Genomic DNA, 14,951 nt, shown 5'->3' with positions numbered 1-14,951 from the left:
TGCCAAAATCTTGCGGTGATGGCTCGGGTGAGTTTCCGGAAACCTACCAGAGCACCGGAAGGCGTTCGGGGATGCGTCTTTGGAATCGGGTGCGCCAGACCAATTGGTCGATGGGCACAGCCAGGTCGACGTCGGGCATCTTTTTCAACAGCGCTTCGATGCCGATCTGTGCGTGGCGGCGACCGAGAGCTGATCCAGGACAGAAGTGTTGGCCGCGGCCGAACGCGAGGTGCGAGGTGGGGTTGGGCCGGTCGAGTTCGATGCTGCCCGGGTTAGGGAAGTGCTCGGGATCGAAGTTGGCGCCCTCGAGCAGCACCAGCACCAGCTCCCCCTTGCGGACCAGCACGTCGCCGACCTGGATGTCGGCGGTGGCCAGGCGCGGTAACCCGTCGGCGAAGGAGAGATTGATCCGCAGCAGTTCCTCTACACCGGCCGGGATCAGTTCCGGCTTCTCGTGCAACAAGTTCCGAAGTTGCGGGCGTTGTATCAGCGATATCAGCGCGGTGGTGAGGAAGCTGCCGGTTGAGATGACGCCGGCACCGAAGAAAGTGACGCCGATGGTCGCGAATAGTTCGTCGGAGACGTGCGAGTAGGCGGGATCTTTCCGGAGGCGGCCGAGCTCACCCATGAGGCCGGTCGTGATGTTTGGGTTTTCCAGAATTCCGGCCATGTATTCGATGTCGCGATCCCAGTTGATCTTCGCGGCGGGGATCGGGTCGGCCGAACTCATGAAAGCGATACTCAAGCTACGGAACAGCTTCGGGCCGTCTTCTTGCGGGATGCCCAGAACCTTGCAGTGCAGGGCAGTGGCCAGCGGGTCGGCGAAGTCATTGCGCAGATCGGCTGGTGCGCCCTCGGTAATCAGGTTGTCCAGCAGCGAGTTCGCGGTGTCTCGTAGGAATTGCTCCAACCCGGGTGCCTTGGGTGTGATCGCTTTCATCACCGCCTTGCGCAGTCCCGCGTCGGCGATGTTTCCCATGTTGTTGACCACTTCGGGTGGAACAGTCAGCGCGTTCAGGCGGGGGGCGCCGGCAGCGGCGGTTTCCTTCATGGAAAAACGCCGATCCTCGAGCACCTGTGTGCACAGTGCATACGAGGAGACGAGCCAGGCTTCGGCGCCGGTAATGGTCCGTACCTTGCGGATAGGCTCGCGGGTTCGTAATTCTGCGACGGCGTCAGGAATCCGATCCCCACGTGCAGAGAACGGGACCTCGAGCAGAACGGTCGCGGTCATTCGGCGGGGCTCCCATCAGGGGTAACAATGGCGTGGCCTTGATTGCGCGATGCCCGTAGTCCCGATCCTCGGGCGTAGAGCATTTCGGCGAGGGGCAGTGATTGGTGGTAGCAATTCAACGACGACGGCACTCCGAGAATCGCAGGTGTGTCGAGGAATAGCGGGGCCTCGGCGCAAATGTAGTCCATGCACACCTGCTCTTGAGTAGCCGTCGCCCCCTGCCGCGGACCCACTTTCGTGGACAGGAAGCGCCGCACTAGGTCCTGGCAGACGGCGCGCAAGTCCTCGTCGTCTTTCAGGCGCGTGAGCAGGTCCGCATGCAGCTCCCGGTATGCCTCGTTGGACTGGAACTCCGACATCGGACGAACGCACAGCCGGGCCCCGGCCGGATCGAGTTCGTTCACCGTGGTGGTGATCTTGGCGCGGACGCCGCGGATGTTTTTGACCGCCTTGCGCCGGGCTTCGATTGCGGAATCGCCTAGCGCTTCGTAACTCTCGGCGACATGGACATCGGTGTAGACGAAGTCCACACGATCAAAATTCGTGAGACCCCAAAGCCCGAGATCCCGTAGGCGCTGGCGGGAGAAGTAACTGTTCCCCGGGGATACCCCGATAACAGCATGATCTCCTTCGGTGTGGATGATCTGACATTGTTGGGTGAATGGCCGAACCAGAAACCCTTCCTGGGCGGTGGCTTCCGGAATGCGCCTGCCTAGCTGAAACCGTGAGTTGGGAGCAGAGTCGTCTGTGGTCCCGCCTGTTATGCCGTCCGCATTTTCGTCATGCGCTGCCGGGGCTGACCGGGGGCTCTGCAAGTCGTCCGTCGGCGAGATCAGCACGCCTGGTTCGGCAGCCACGTATGACATTGTTTTCCTTGGACCATAGGGACGGGGTCGACGCTCGGTGTTGAGGTCAGTGATCAGGGTGCCGGCACGAACTGACAATGTCTATCGCCCGATCGGCCCAGCCTATTGGGTGGATCTCGTGTCCACCAAAAGGGGGATCCAGCTGCTGCCGCTGTGGCGGCGGGTACACTCACATATTTTGCGTATCAGCCTGGACCGGTCTTGTGGTTGACTTGCAGGCTGAGCAGGTCAGATCCGTTGTGACCGAACGGCTGCGCCGGCGGATCGGCCGAGGCGCTCCTATCCTCGCAGGCACGCTGGCTCCCGGCGTTGGTCTAGCCGCACAAAATCGTGAATTCCGGCAATTTACAGGAAGGTCCGCGCCGCCATCGGCCACGATCGCATTTGGCGAGTAGACGCAAAAGCCCCCGACACTCCGTGCGTGCGGGGGCTTTTGCGTCTGTTCGCCGCGCTAGAGCAGTTGAGCAAAGGCGGTGACGACCATAAGCACCAGCACCGCTGTCGCGAGGATGTGGACCTGGCCGCGGGGAGTGATTCGTGCCGGTAGCGGGCGGTGCGAAAGTGCTCGTTGGCGTTGTAGAGCGATCACATAGCAGCACGAGGCCGCAGCACCAGCTAGGCCGGCCGGGATCAGCCCAGCCGGCCCGTCGGCGCCTTGCGTGTCCTTGAGCGTCAGCAACACGCCGTTGACCAGCAACGCAAAGGCCGTCCGGGTCCAGGCCAGCGTCGTCCGTTCGGCCTGCAGCCCGCGATCGCTCGCTGCCGTCGAGTGACGGTTCACCCGGTGATCGCCTTGGCTACCACCAATGCGAGCGCGACGACCCCGACCACGCAGAGCCCCACCGCGAGGTAGCCCGGTGTGGGGTGACGGGGCAATGGCAGGTGCCGGCGCATGGCGCGATCCGCCTGCTGCCAGCGCAGCAGACCCATTCCGCTGGTGAGGATTGCCAAAATCGCGAGCACCACACCGAGCACCTGGCGTGCGCCGGGGATCGTCAGTTCCGGGACGAGCTGCACCAGGGCGACCGCCGCGGCCAGCAGGCCTAGAGCGGTGCGCTGCCAGGCCAGGAAGGTCCGCTCGTTGGCAAGGGTGAACCGGTAGTCGGGTTCGACATCGGTCGCGGTGTCGTTTGAGTCATCAGCCACGAGGCAACCTTGCAGGGCATATCGGGGACAGGCGGTTTGACGTCGGCTGAGTTTAGTCAAGCGCGTGGCTTGCCATGTCGTTATGAGAACATCGCCGGCAGAGGACTAGCCGAAGATCGCCTCAGGTTCGACATTCATTACGATCTCACAATCGCAGTAGCCACCAAACTCTTGTAGGCCCTCGGCCAGCGTCTCCCATTCGATGCGGTGTGATTGGGCCCATCGTTGCGCATGCCGGGCGGTGTGGTCACAAGGCTGTTCGCCGAGTCTCTCGTCGACGTAGTCGAGCAGCTGCTCAAGCTGGTCCTGGTCGATTGTGAGCAAAGCGGTTCGTGCGACGCGCTCAGCGTTCTTGTAGGCGTCGCGAAGAAACCGGCGCCGCGCCTTGTCGGGTGGGGTAGTCATCAGCGAGAACCGTCGCTTTTGGTATTCGGAGCAATCGGAGAAGTCACGGCAACAGACGATACCGGTTGGTGTCGTGTGCCACGCACCCGAACAACGGGTCGTCCGGTCAGCGACGGGCCGACCCGGTGAGCAACTGACCGTTGGCGGGCTGCAGCAAACAGATGACGGTGCTCGGGGTGGGATCGGCCCCGGTTCTATCCTGATGCGAGTCGATGAGATACGCCACCGAGTATGGGCTGGTGTCGACGGATTGGCCTGTGTAGGGCGCAAATCCGGCAGCACAATCACGATTGGCCACGGAAACGACGGCGGCATCGACGGCCACCGGAGCACGCAGGTATACCTCGGCCGAATGCGCTGTCGCGCAATCGACAATCGTGACGGTTATCCGGCTCAGATGCGCCGGCGGCAGGTCGGCCAGGCAGTCGCCGACTTGAAGGTTAATCCAGGTCTCGGTTCGCGCGCTCTGCGGAGCCGGTGTCGGTGAGACGGTAGCGGTCTCCGCCGTTGCGGGTGGGTTTGTCGGATTCATTTTCGTCGACGCAATGCCGCCACGAGCACCGTTGATGGAGCAGGCCGCCAGCATGGTGACCGCCGACAGGGCGTATAACACATGACGGCCTGGAAGCCGCATCGCAGTCTCCTCGAAAACATAAAGTTAGGCATCGCGATGCCGGCGAGAAAGCACATTCGCGCAAGTCGCGCCTGTTGTGGCCAACGATGCGCGACCCTTAGCGCGGCTAGCGAATTGCCGGGTCGGCGACCAATCAAGTGCGACGCATGCCGACACAGTCGGCCCAGTTTTGGGCGTTCCGCCAACAGGTGGGGTTGACCTCCGCTATGGTGGCCGGGCCGGTATCGGCCGGTCGGAAACGGTTGCCGATCACGGCGCCGTTGGTCGGCGCTATCACCAGCCTTGCGCTGGGCAGATTCGCCTGTCCGAACTCCGGGTAACCATCTTATTGCGTTGCGAAACGCTTTGCGAAACTGCGCAATTATTGCGATGCCCGCCGTTACCCTGTGACTGTTCTACGCCTCTCTGAGTTCGGAGGGTCATGACCGCGACACAGTCCCCTCCCGAGCCCGCGCCGGACCGAGTGCAGCTGGCCGGGTGCCCGTTAGCGGGCACGCCCGACGTTGGTCTGACCGCGCAGGACGCGACCACGGCTCTGGGCGTTCCCACGCGCCGACGCGCGTCATCTGGTGGCATCCCGGTAGCCACCAGCATGTGGCGCGACGCGCAAACTGTGCGAACCTACGGGCCCGCGGTCGCGAAAGCACTTGCGCTGAGGGTCGCCGGGAAGGCTCGGTCCAGGTTGGCCGGCCGGCATTGCCGGAAATTTATGCAGCTCACCGACTTTGACCCGTTCGATCCCGCGATTGCCGCTGATCCTTACCCGCATTATCGAGAGCTGTTGGCCGGCGAGCGGGTGCAGTACAACCCCAAGCGCGACGTCTACATTTTGAGCCGATACGCCGACGTCCGCGAGGCTGCGCGTAACCACGACACGTTGTCCAGCGCCCGTGGGGTCACCTTCTCACGGGGGTGGCTGCCGTTTCTGCCGACGTCCGATCCGCCGGCGCACACCCGGATGCGCAAGCAACTGGCACCAGGTATGGCGCGTGGCGCGTTGGAGACGTGGCGCCCGATGGTCGACCAGCTTGCCCGAGAACTGGTCGGAGGGTTACTGACCCAGACGCCCGCGGACGTCGTCTCCACCGTGGCCGCACCGATGCCGATGCGCGCTATCACCAGTGTGCTCGGCGTAGATGGACCGGACGAGGCCGCCTTCTGCCGTTTGTCCAACCAGGCGGTACGGATCACCGACGTTGCCTTGTCAGCCTCCGGGTTGATTTCGCTTGTGCAGGGCTTTGCCGGATTCCGGCGATTGCGTGCACTCTTCACTCATCGGCGTGACAACGGGCTGCTTAGGGAATGCACTGTTCTCGGGAAGCTTGCCACCCATGCCGAGCAAGGTCGACTCAGCGATGACGAATTGTTCTTCTTCGCGGTGTTGCTGCTGGTTGCGGGCTATGAGAGCACTGCTCATATGATTAGCACATTGTTTCTGACGCTGGCCGACTATCCAGATCAGCTGACACTCCTTGCGCAGCAACCAGACCTGATCCCGTCGGCGATCGAGGAGCACCTCCGCTTTATATCGCCAATCCAAAACATCTGCCGCACAACGCGCGTCGACTATTCGGTCGGTCAAGCGGTCATCCCGGCAGGCTCACTGGTGCTGCTGGCATGGGGTGCAGCCAACCGTGACCCGCGCCAGTACGAAGACCCGGATGTCTTTCGCGCCGACCGCAACCCGGTCGGGCATCTCGCGTTCGGCTCCGGCATCCACCTGTGTCCGGGGACCCAGCTGGCGCGCATGGAGGGTCAGGCGATCTTGCGCGAGATCGTCGCCAATATCGACCGAATAGAGGTGGTCGAGCCGCCGACGTGGACGACAAACGCCAACCTTCGCGGCTTGACCCGGTTACGGGTCGCCGTTACCCCCCGCGTCGCACCATGAAGGCTCTCCGTTCGTCGTCTCGACTTTCCCGGTGGCGCGAGTGGGCCGCACCGCTGTGGGTCGGCTGCAACTTCTCGGCCTGGATGCGGCTTTTGATCCGTAACCGCTTCGCCGTGCATCACAGCCGCTGGCACTTCGCGGTCCTCTATACGTTTCTCAGCATGGTCAATTCCTGTCTGGGGTTGTGGCAGAAGATCGTTTTCGGTAGGCGAGTGGCCGAAACGGTGATCGCCGATCCGCCAATCTTCATTGTTGGGCATTGGCGTACCGGCACCACCTTGCTGCATGAACTGTTGGTCGTCGATGATCGCCACACCGGTCCCACCGGCTACGAATGCCTTGCGCCACACCATTTTCTACTGACCGAGTGGTTTGCGCCATATGTGGAATTCCTGGTATCGAAGCATCGGGCAATGGACAACATGGATTTGAGCTTGCATCACCCGCAGGAAGACGAGTTCGTGTGGTGTATGCAGGGCCTGCCGTCGCCGTATCTGACCATCGCATTCCCGAACCGGCCGCCCCAGTATGAGGAGTACCTGGATCTAGAGCAGGTGGCACCGCGAGAACTAGAAATCTGGAAACGGACCCTGTTCCGGTTCGTTCAGCAGGTGTACTTCCGCCGTCGCAAGACGGTGATCCTCAAGAATCCAACGCATAGTTTTCGAATCAAGGTGCTGCTGGAGGTATTCCCGCAAGCGAAGTTCATCCACATCGTCCGAGATCCCTATGTGGTCTATCCATCAACCATCCATCTTCATAAGGCGCTGTACCGCATACATGGCTTGCAACAACCGACGTTCGACGGGTTGGACGACAAGGTCGTGTCGACCTACGTCGACCTATACCGAAAGTTGGACGAAGGCCGAGAACTCGTTGACCCCACACGCTTTTACGAATTGCGTTATGAGGATTTGATCGGTGATCCCGAGGGACAGCTGCGCCGGCTATACCAGCACCTGGGACTGGGCGACTTCGAGTGTTACCTGCCGCGTCTGCGGCAATACCTAGCTGACCATGCGGACTACAAAACCAACAGCTATCAACTGACCGTCGAGCAGCGTGCGATTGTCGATGAGCACTGGGGCGAGATCATCGACCGCTACGGCTACGATCGTCACACACCTGAGCCGGCACGTCTTCGGCCTGCGGTTGGCGGCTGATCAAGCCGCCTTTGGCTCTCGACCGCACTCGAACGCGTCGGCAGCGGTCATGCCAGACGGGGCGTCTCGCCAACATCATCCTGTTCGGCCACCGCGAGTCGTTTGTGCGCTTGATCCGCTACCCAAAACAGGCCGGCACCGATCGGTGCCTACCGGTCCGCCAGTGGGTGGGCGACAACGCTTCCTGTGTAGTGCAAATCCCACAGCCACCGGGAATGGCGCACCATATACCCGCCGAGCCACGTTCGGCCTTTCAGGACCACGTAACTGGCAGCGTCTTGATTCCGTGAATGAACTGCGACAACAGCCGTGCGGGCTCCTCGGTCGCGACGACGTCGGGCATCTGCCTGCGTAGTTCGTCGAACGCGACCCTGATCTCCCGACGCGCTAGGTTGGCGCCCAGGCAGAAATGGGCGCCACCGCCACCGAAACCGAGATGCGGATTGGGGTTGCGTGCTAGGTCGAATGTCCAGGGATCGGCGAACTTTGACTCGTCCCGGTTGGCCGAGCAATACCACAGGGAGACCTTGTCACCGGCGGCCATCTTGGTGCCGCGCAACTCAATGTCTTGGGTCAGGGTGCGGCGCATGTAGACCACCGGGGAGGCCCACCGCACGATCTCCTCGACCGCGGTGGGCGCCAGGCCGTCGAAGTCAGACCACCACCTGTCCCGTTGCTCGGGATAGCGGGACAGTGCCAGCACGCCGTGAGTGATCGCGTTGCGCGTCGTCTCGTTGCCGGCCACCACCAGCAGGATGAAGAACGACGCGATCTCCCTCGACGACAGCCGCTCGCCGTCGACCTCGGCTTCGACCAGGCTGCTGGTCAGATCGTCGTGGTGGTTGACCCGGCGGTCTTCGGCCAGCGCGGTGGCGTAGGCGCCGATGTCCGCCGAAACCTGCATGAACTCGTCGAAATCGGTGGCCAGATCGGGATCGCCGAAGCCGAGAATGACGTTGGTCCAGTGAAAAATGCGCTGATGGTCCGCCTTGGGAATCCCCATCATGTCACAGATAATCTGCAGCGGCAGTGGACCTGCGAGTTCGCTGACCAGATCGGCCTGCCGGTCGGGATTATTGGCGATCATCGATGAGACCAACCGATGGGCCCGGTCACGCACGGCTGCTTCGATGCGGGCTACCACCTTCGGGGTGAAGGCTCGGCTGACAATCGAGCGCAGCCGCTGATGGCGCGGATCGTCGAGCACGATCATCGAGCCGAAGTATTCGGCTAACTCTGGTGTCTGGTCGTTGATCGTGATGTTGGGGTACGAACTGAAAATGTCCGGATGACGGCTGGCGTAGAAGACATCGTCGTACTTGGTGAGCGCCCAATGCCCATTGCCCGCGACAAACCCGGGCAGCTCGATCGTGGGCCAGAACGAGATCGGCGCCTCGCGGCGCAAGGTGGCGAAGGCGCCATCGCGAACGTCGTCATCGAGTGCCCAGAAATCCAGGGAACCCAGTTCAATATCGGCGATCGGCACCTCCGGCGGCGGCGTGCCATTCACCCGAGTCGCGATCGCCGTGTTGAGGCCCATCGAGATCCTCCTGCCCCCTTCGCCCTTGAAGGGGTAATACTGGCGAGCCTAGACCGGTTGACCGTCCTTGGCCGCCACTTACCTGGATCGGTGGCAGTCGTGCTTGTTGGCGTGCCGGTCAAGCATGTTGTCGCATACCAACCTGCTGTTCCGTTGGGCCGCCTGATCGCTTCTTTAGCTCGGTGCTACGCGGGGTAGTCGGATCGCGAACATCATCACCAGGGCCATCAGTTCAAGTGCGATCACCACCACAACGAGCGTGCCGATGGAGATGTCGTACAGCCAGCCGATGAGGGCGCCGCCCCCGGCGGTCGCAGCGCCCAGCCCTGCGGCGAACACGCCGTAGGCGCTGGCCCGCCGTGGGCTGGCGACCAGGTCGGCCACCACGCCGCGCAGCGTGGACTCTTGTATTCCGACCGCTGCGCCCCACACCAACGTGCCAATGACCACCATTGTGACGTTGTCCGTGAAGGCGAATAGCACCACCAGAATCGACAGAATCGGCAGAACGGCAAGGGTTTTCGCGCCATATCTGTCATAGCTGAAGCCTGAGGCCAAGGCCGTCAGCGCATCTGCGGCCATTGCGGCCGCATAGACCACCGGGACCATGGCGGCGGCCAGCACGCCGTGGCTGACCATGTGAAACGACAGCAACCCGAACGTGCCAAACCCCAGCATGGTGATCGCGGTGAACCCGCAGTACAGCCAGAACTGCGCCGGCAGCGCCCAGGGTCGCGGCGCCGAAGGATTACCGAGGACAACCGGACAGTCCTCGTAGGACTCCGGGCGGGGCACCCGACGCTGCAGCCACAGCAACAGAGCAAGGGCGGCACCGCCGGGCAGGGTCAGCACGCCGAGCGCGGGCGCATAGGCATTCCCGGTGATCGCGAGCATCCCGGCAACGGTGAGAGGGCCGATCATCGCACCGACCTGGTCCAGCGCCTCGTGCACGGCGAAACCGCGGCCTCGGCCGGTCACACTGGCCGCGTGCGACAGCAGGGTGTCTTTGGCGGGGCCGCGCACAGCTTTCCCGACTCGCTCGGCGATGACCAACGCGCACGCCACCCACAGGGCGCCCGCGATGCCGAGCAGCGGAACCGTTACCACCGTCAGGGTGTAGCCGGCGATGGTCCAGGCCCAAAACCGTCGGCTTCGATCGGCCAATGGCCCCGACACCAGCCGCAAGCCCAAGGCGGCGGCCTCACCGACGCCGGTGACGACTCCGACCACCAGTCCGGTCGCTCCCAACGAAGCCAGCAGCGGGCCGGTGATCGAACGGGCCCCTTCATACACGACGTCGGCGAGCAGGCCGACCACCCCGAACACTGTGACGAATCGCCACGCGCTCAATGCCGGACGGGTGGCGCCGATGCGGCTCAACGCGACATCACCGTTCGCACCCACCAGATGCTAGGTGGCGTACGAACGCCAGGTTTAGGGTGAAGCTGGGATTGCTGAGTGGGGAGGTTGCTGCCGACGGCCGAACTCATTTCTCAACACGGCTCCAAGCCGGTAGGCATCGTCGCCACCGACGACATCGAGGCCTTGGCCTAGCCGCTGGGATTACTGGAGCCCGGCTGCCTTACCGCGCCGGAGGTCCCGTTGGTCGCCAGCATGGGCACCATTTGCTGACCAACCGGGCGTTGCGGCAATGTCGCTATCCAGATCACCGGCGCCCACATTGGCTATAGGTATGACGGAAAATTCGAGGTAGGCGGTTGCGACGAGCCGCCGGACACGGGGATTGGGCCATATGGCAACAGGGGCGAGACCGGCATTAGGCTTGTCGATCGGTGTCACCAACCTAGCGGCTGTGGCTGCCGATCACTCCATCACACGTAAACCCGTGCTGACGCTGTATCGACAGCGCCCGCCCGAGGTCGGTGTGCCATCGGAGAACCCGAGGCTGGACGAGCCAGGCCTGGTGATCACCGACTTCGTAGACCGGGTGGGAGATTCGGTCGGCATCGTGGCTGCCGACGGCTCGGTGTACCGCAGCGAGGCGCTAGTGGCTGACGCACTGCTGGCGCTGGCCTACACCGCTACCGGCGGTCGTGCTCTTCCCGGAAGTGTCACGGTGACCTATCCCGCCCACTGGGGGCCGGCTGCGGTAGCAGCGTTGGATAGCGCGCTGCGTCGGGCCTCGGAATGGTCGCACGGGACTTCGAGTACGGCCCAGCCACTGTCACTGCTCCCTGACGCCGCGGCAGCGCTGTACGCGATACGGGCCGACCCGGGCATACCGGCCCGTGGGATCGTCGCGGTATGCGACTTCGGTGGCAGCGGGACCGGCATCACGCTCGTCGACGCCGCAGACGAGTATCGGCCGGTGGCCGCGACGGTGCGCCATCAGGCTTTCTCCGGCGATCTGATCGATCAGTCGCTGTTGAGCTACGTCATGTCCGAACTACCGGGCACGGGCGCGTTCGATCCAGCCGGCACCTCGGCGATCGGCTCACTGACTAAGCTGCGGATCGAATGTCGCAAAGCCAAGGAACGGCTTTCGTCAAGCACGGTGACCACGCTGACCGACGCGTTGGGCGGGGATATCCGGTTGACCCGCAACGAGCTCGAGGACACAATCCGTGACTCGCTGGACAGCGTGGGCAGGGCCTTGGAACAAACCCTGGCCCGCAGCGGAATTCGCACGGCCGAGCTGGTAGCGATCGTTTCGGTGGGTGGTGGTGCAAATATCCCGGCAGTCACCACGACGCTGTCCGGACGTTTCTGCGTGCCGGTGGTCAGGACGCCTCGTCCGCAATTGACGGCCGCTTTCGGCGGCGCGTTGTGGGCGGCACGCAGACCCGGCGACACCAGCGCAACGGTGCTGACCGCGGTCACCTCGGCGACGGCGACGGCGCCGGCCGATGCGCCGGCGTCGGTCCTGCAGCCCGCTTTGGCCTGGTCGGAGGCCGACGAGGACTCCCACATCGGGCCGGCCCCTGGCTACACAGCGGCCCGCCCGTCGCTGAGCTTCGACCACGATGCCCATGCGGAGCCCGAGCCCAAGTCCCCGCCAATCCCGTGGTATCGCCTGCCGGCCGTGATCATCACCGGCACGACGGTGGCGGTGTTGCTGGTGGGTGCCGCCGTGGCGATCGGGTTGTCCACCGGCGACCAGCCGACGGCGCCGGGGACCCCGCAGAGGCCGGGTGTGACCACGACCGCCGCACCGCCCCCGTCCCCAGCGCCGGCATCCGATGGCCCCACTACCGAGCCCGCACCTCCCGTACAGGCGCCAGCCACCGGTGGGCCCGCGCCGCCGCTGCAGCAGCCGTTGCCGCCTCCGCCGACAACGACGAATACGCAACCGGCGGTGACCACCGATGTCATCACTCCGGCACCGACGACCCCCGCTTCCGCGCCGCCGGCGACCACGCAGCCGCCGGCGACCACGCAGCCGCCGGCGACCACGTCCCCCAGCCCTCCACCGATCCCGCCGATCCCACCGATTCCGGAGATTCCGCAGCTCCCCCCCGGAATACCTCAGGTTCCCGGGATCGGGCAGTTCAGCGCGATTTCGGGTAGCTGACACCGGTGAGCTGCTCGGAGACCTCCCAAAGTCGCTTGCTATCGGCGTCGTTGCGGGCGGCTGCGGGAACCTTGGCCTCTCGCACACCACCGCCGGCGACCTCGTAGCGGCCGCGGGGGCCATAGAACGCGCCACCGTCGGCTTGCGGGGTGGCGGCTGCATACAGCGCGGGCAAGATCCCCTCTTCGATCTCCTGCCAGAGGAACGGTGCGAAACGCCAGGACGTCTTGTACAAGCGTTCCATCAGCGCCGGCTTGTCGCGGCCATGGGACGGTCCCGCGATCTGCAGGTTGGTCTTGGTCAAGCCAGGATGCGCGGCATTGGAGATGATGCCCCAGCCGGCCGCGCGGCTGCGGCGGTCCAGCTCGCGGGCGAACATCAAGACCGCCAGCTTCGACTGGCCATAGGCCGTCATCGGGGCGTACGACCTCTCGAACTGTAGGTCGTCGAAGTGGATGCGGCCGCGGCGGGCCGCCAAGCTGCTCAACGAGACGACCCTCGCGCGCTGTGCCGCGCGCAACAGCGGCAGCAGGTGTGCGGTTAGCGCGAAGTGTCCGAGATGGTTGCTGCCGAACTGCAATTCGAAGCCGTCGGCAGTGGTAACGCGTTCCGGTGGGGTCATGACGCCGGCGTTGTTGATCAGCAGGTCGATCGGCCGCCCGTCAGCCATGAGCTGTTCCCCCAACGCGGCGACGGACGCCAACGATGACAGGTCGAGGGCCTTGATGGTCAGCTTCGCATCCGGAACCGCGGTCCGGATTTCCTCGACCGCCGCCTCGCCCTTGGCGCGATTGCGGATCGCCATGATTACGTCGGCGCCAGCCGCCGACAGCCGCCGGGCCAGCCCGAAGCCTAGACCGCTGTTGGCGCCGGTGATGATTGCCAGCTTCCCGGAAAGAGCGGGCACCGTGGCGACCAGATCCTTGGCCATGCAAATCACTCCCTTTCTGGCGGGGACTGCCGGTCTTAGTCTGCTCTTTTCCTCGACGCAGGCGAATGTGGCCGGCATGCTGATCGGCATGGCGTTGCGCGCGGGAGCCCGGCGACAACCGGTCATTGGTTGTGCGGCAGCGTTGGTGTTCGGCGGGTTACCCGCGCTGGCCTTTCCCGCGCCGTCTTGGTGGTGGCTGGCCTGGTTCGGCTTGGTCCCACTGCTGTTAGTGGTGCGGGCCGCGCCGACGTCGTGGGAGGGCGCGCTGCGGGCGTGGACGGGTATGGGCGGATTTGTGCTGGCAACCCAGTACTGGCTGGTGACCAGTGCTGGTCCGATGCTGGTGCTGTTGGCCGCCGGCCTGGGTGTGCTGTGGCTGCCGGCCGGGTGGTTGGCGCACCGGCTGTTGTCGGTACCGGTGACCACATGCCGCGTCGGTGCCGCCCTGGTCGTGGTGCCCAGCGCGTGGGTGGCAGCCGAAGCGGTGCGGTCCTGGCAATCGCTGGGCGGTCCGTGGGCGTTGCTGGGTGCATCGCAATGGAGCCAGCCCGTGACGCTAGCGTCGGCGTCGCTGGGTGGGGTGTGGCTGACAAGTTTTCTTCTGGTTGCGACCAATACCGCCATCGCGAGCGTGCTCGTGTGCCGGGCAACGGGCGGCCGGCTGGTCGCGCTGGGATGCGTGATTGGGTGTGCGGGACTCGGCCCGGCTTCCTACCTGCTGGGCTCGGTGCCGGTCGGCGGTCCGACGGTGCGCGTGGCGCTGGTACAGGCCGGCGACATAGCCGATGCGGCGGCTCGACTGGCGGCCGGTGAAGAGTTCACCGCGGCCGTTGCGGACCAGCGGCCGGACTTGGTGGTCTGGGGGGAAAGCAGCGTCGGACAAGACCTCACCCGCCATCCTGACGTCCTGGCTCGCCTGGCCGAGCTGTCACAGCGGGTGGGCGCGGATTTGTTGGTCAACGTCGACGCCCCGGCACCGGACGGGGGAATCTACAAGTCGGCGGTGCTTGTCGGCGCGCACGAAGCTGTGGGCAGCTACCGGAAGACCCGGTTGGTTCCGTTTGGCGAATATGTGCCGCTGCGCCCGCTTTTCGGCTGGATCACCCGCTACAGCAAGGCCGCCGCAAAGGATCGGCAGCGCGGCGCCGGGCCGGTGGTGTTGGCGGTGAACTCCTTGCATATCGCCCCGTTGATCAGCTACGAGATGACCTTCTCCGATCTGACCCGGCACGCCGCGCGGCTCGGGGCGGCGCTGCTGGTGTATCAGAGTTCCACCTCGACGTTCCAAGGGAGTTGGGCGCAGCCGCAGTTGGCCGCCCAGCCCGCGGTGCGCGCCGTCGAAGCCGGCATCCCAGCGGTGCACGCCAGCTTGTCGGGCGACAGCTCGGCCTTTGATACCCGGGGCCGTCGGCTGGCCTGGTGCTCGGCGGAATTCAACGGTGCCATCGTGGTGAACGTTCCGTTGGCATCGAATGTCACGCCCTACCTTCGGTTGGGTGACTGGGTGCCAGTGACGGCATTTGTGGTCATGGGTGCCGGCTTTGCGGTGTTTCTGCGCCGCAGCTTGGCTCGAGTGTCAGATTGCGCGGATAAGTAGCGCTCGGCTCAT

Annotated in this window: 16 protein-coding genes; 7 read left to right on the top strand and 9 right to left on the bottom strand. The window is 64.3% G+C overall.

Annotation, left to right across the window (positions count from 1 at the left end; translation table 11 throughout):
* Positions 1-43: 43 nt before the first annotated feature.
* Complete coding sequence (gene cyp121 / locus MCAN_RS12055) at positions 44-1,234, bottom strand: mycocyclosin synthase Cyp121 (RefSeq protein ID WP_014001201.1); 1,191 nt, start codon at positions 1,232-1,234, stop codon at positions 44-46.
* The gene (locus MCAN_RS12050) at positions 1,231-1,875 is read right to left on the bottom strand and encodes a cyclodityrosine synthase (RefSeq protein WP_229303148.1); all 645 of its coding nucleotides are present in this window, start codon (positions 1,873-1,875) and stop codon (positions 1,231-1,233) included. The genes cyp121 and MCAN_RS12050 overlap by 4 nt, the downstream gene beginning before the upstream one ends.
* A gap of 20 nt (positions 1,876-1,895) precedes the next feature.
* On the opposite strand from MCAN_RS12050, the gene mazE8 reads away from it, so the two are divergent.
* On the top strand, positions 1,896-2,144 hold the full coding sequence (mazE8, locus tag MCAN_RS23620; protein ID WP_003903832.1) for a type II toxin-antitoxin system antitoxin MazE8: 249 nt from the start codon (positions 1,896-1,898) through the stop codon (positions 2,142-2,144).
* 33 nt (positions 2,145-2,177) lie between these two features.
* Positions 2,178-2,495, top strand: a complete 318-nt coding sequence (locus tag MCAN_RS12045) for a toxin MazF8 (protein WP_003903830.1) — start codon at positions 2,178-2,180, stop codon at positions 2,493-2,495.
* A 56-nt stretch (positions 2,496-2,551) separates the two neighbouring features.
* Here MCAN_RS12045 and MCAN_RS12040 read toward each other — a convergent pair whose 3' ends face one another.
* The 4 genes from MCAN_RS12040 to MCAN_RS12025 form a co-directional block, all read right to left on the bottom strand.
* Positions 2,552-2,881, bottom strand: coding sequence for a DUF202 domain-containing protein (locus MCAN_RS12040; protein WP_003411678.1), 330 nt, complete (start codon positions 2,879-2,881; stop codon positions 2,552-2,554).
* On the bottom strand, positions 2,878-3,246 hold the full coding sequence (locus MCAN_RS12035) for a YidH family protein (protein ID WP_003411674.1): 369 nt from the start codon (positions 3,244-3,246) through the stop codon (positions 2,878-2,880). The genes MCAN_RS12040 and MCAN_RS12035 overlap by 4 nt, the downstream gene beginning before the upstream one ends.
* A 105-nt stretch (positions 3,247-3,351) precedes the next feature.
* On the bottom strand, positions 3,352-3,651 hold the full coding sequence (locus MCAN_RS12030) for a DUF2695 domain-containing protein (protein WP_003899242.1): 300 nt from the start codon (positions 3,649-3,651) through the stop codon (positions 3,352-3,354).
* Between the two features lie 106 nt (positions 3,652-3,757).
* Positions 3,758-4,285 carry a hypothetical protein gene (locus MCAN_RS12025; RefSeq protein ID WP_014001199.1) on the bottom strand — a complete coding sequence of 176 codons (528 nt, stop codon included), beginning with the start codon at positions 4,283-4,285 and terminating at the stop codon, positions 3,758-3,760.
* A gap of 76 nt (positions 4,286-4,361) precedes the next feature.
* On the opposite strand from MCAN_RS12025, the gene MCAN_RS12020 reads away from it, so the two are divergent.
* Genes MCAN_RS12020 through MCAN_RS12010 form a run of 3 tightly spaced genes read left to right on the top strand, consistent with a single transcriptional unit; the run spans position 4,362 to position 7,339 of the window.
* Complete coding sequence (locus MCAN_RS12020; RefSeq protein ID WP_014001198.1) at positions 4,362-4,694, top strand: hypothetical protein; 333 nt, start codon at positions 4,362-4,364, stop codon at positions 4,692-4,694.
* A gap of 12 nt (positions 4,695-4,706) precedes the next feature.
* Complete coding sequence (locus MCAN_RS12015; RefSeq protein ID WP_014001197.1) at positions 4,707-6,176, top strand: cytochrome P450; 1,470 nt, start codon at positions 4,707-4,709, stop codon at positions 6,174-6,176.
* Positions 6,173-7,339, top strand: a complete 1,167-nt coding sequence (locus tag MCAN_RS12010) for a sulfotransferase family protein (protein ID WP_003411661.1) — start codon at positions 6,173-6,175, stop codon at positions 7,337-7,339. Before MCAN_RS12015 ends, MCAN_RS12010 begins: the two co-directional genes overlap by 4 nt.
* Positions 7,340-7,592: 253 nt before the next feature.
* Here MCAN_RS12010 and cyp124 read toward each other — a convergent pair whose 3' ends face one another.
* Together cyp124 and MCAN_RS12000 are read right to left on the bottom strand one after the other, a co-directional pair.
* Entirely contained in the window at positions 7,593-8,879 is a 1,287-nt protein-coding gene (gene cyp124, locus MCAN_RS12005) for a methyl-branched lipid omega-hydroxylase Cyp124 (RefSeq protein ID WP_003411654.1), read from the bottom strand.
* 174 nt (positions 8,880-9,053) lie between these two features.
* Complete coding sequence (locus tag MCAN_RS12000; RefSeq protein WP_003899241.1) at positions 9,054-10,283, bottom strand: MFS transporter; 1,230 nt, start codon at positions 10,281-10,283, stop codon at positions 9,054-9,056.
* Positions 10,284-10,632: 349 nt separating this feature from the next.
* Here MCAN_RS12000 and MCAN_RS11995 point away from each other — a divergent pair, with 349 nt between their 5' ends.
* On the top strand, positions 10,633-12,411 hold the full coding sequence (locus MCAN_RS11995; protein WP_003899240.1) for an Hsp70 family protein: 1,779 nt from the start codon (positions 10,633-10,635) through the stop codon (positions 12,409-12,411).
* Here the strand turns inward: MCAN_RS11995 and MCAN_RS11990 are convergent.
* A complete protein-coding gene (locus MCAN_RS11990; protein WP_014001196.1) occupies positions 12,389-13,342 on the bottom strand; it encodes an SDR family oxidoreductase in 954 nt (317 codons plus the stop codon). The genes MCAN_RS11995 and MCAN_RS11990 overlap by 23 nt on opposite strands.
* Positions 13,343-13,430: 88 nt before the next feature.
* On the opposite strand from MCAN_RS11990, the gene lnt reads away from it, so the two are divergent.
* Positions 13,431-14,939, top strand: a complete 1,509-nt coding sequence (lnt, locus tag MCAN_RS11985) for an apolipoprotein N-acyltransferase (protein ID WP_014001195.1) — start codon at positions 13,431-13,433, stop codon at positions 14,937-14,939.
* Positions 14,940-14,951 lie beyond the last annotated feature (12 nt).

The organism is Mycobacterium canetti CIPT 140010059, assembly GCF_000253375.1.
In the GTDB taxonomy this organism is placed as follows: domain Bacteria; phylum Actinomycetota; class Actinomycetes; order Mycobacteriales; family Mycobacteriaceae; genus Mycobacterium; species Mycobacterium tuberculosis.
The sequence above is the reverse complement of the archived record's forward strand: the minus strand, read 5'-3'. Positions and strand labels throughout refer to the sequence as shown.

Coding starts and splice junctions, on each gene's coding strand:
- MCAN_RS11990 (WP_014001196.1), bottom strand. CDS start 13,342: ATGGCCAAGGATCTGGTCGCCACGGTGCCCGCTCTTTCCGGGAAGCTG.
- MCAN_RS12045 (WP_003903830.1), top strand. CDS start 2,178: ATGTCTATCGCCCGATCGGCCCAGCCTATTGGGTGGATCTCGTGTCCA.
- mazE8 (WP_003903832.1), top strand. CDS start 1,896: ATGGCCGAACCAGAAACCCTTCCTGGGCGGTGGCTTCCGGAATGCGCC.
- cyp124 (WP_003411654.1), bottom strand. CDS start 8,879: ATGGGCCTCAACACGGCGATCGCGACTCGGGTGAATGGCACGCCGCCG.
- cyp121 (WP_014001201.1), bottom strand. CDS start 1,234: ATGACCGCGACCGTTCTGCTCGAGGTCCCGTTCTCTGCACGTGGGGAT.
- MCAN_RS12025 (WP_014001199.1), bottom strand. CDS start 4,285: ATGCGGCTTCCAGGCCGTCATGTGTTATACGCCCTGTCGGCGGTCACC.
- lnt (WP_014001195.1), top strand. CDS start 13,431: ATGGCGTTGCGCGCGGGAGCCCGGCGACAACCGGTCATTGGTTGTGCG.
- MCAN_RS12015 (WP_014001197.1), top strand. CDS start 4,707: ATGACCGCGACACAGTCCCCTCCCGAGCCCGCGCCGGACCGAGTGCAG.
- MCAN_RS12030 (WP_003899242.1), bottom strand. CDS start 3,651: ATGACTACCCCACCCGACAAGGCGCGGCGCCGGTTTCTTCGCGACGCC.
- MCAN_RS11995 (WP_003899240.1), top strand. CDS start 10,633: ATGGCAACAGGGGCGAGACCGGCATTAGGCTTGTCGATCGGTGTCACC.
- MCAN_RS12010 (WP_003411661.1), top strand. CDS start 6,173: ATGAAGGCTCTCCGTTCGTCGTCTCGACTTTCCCGGTGGCGCGAGTGG.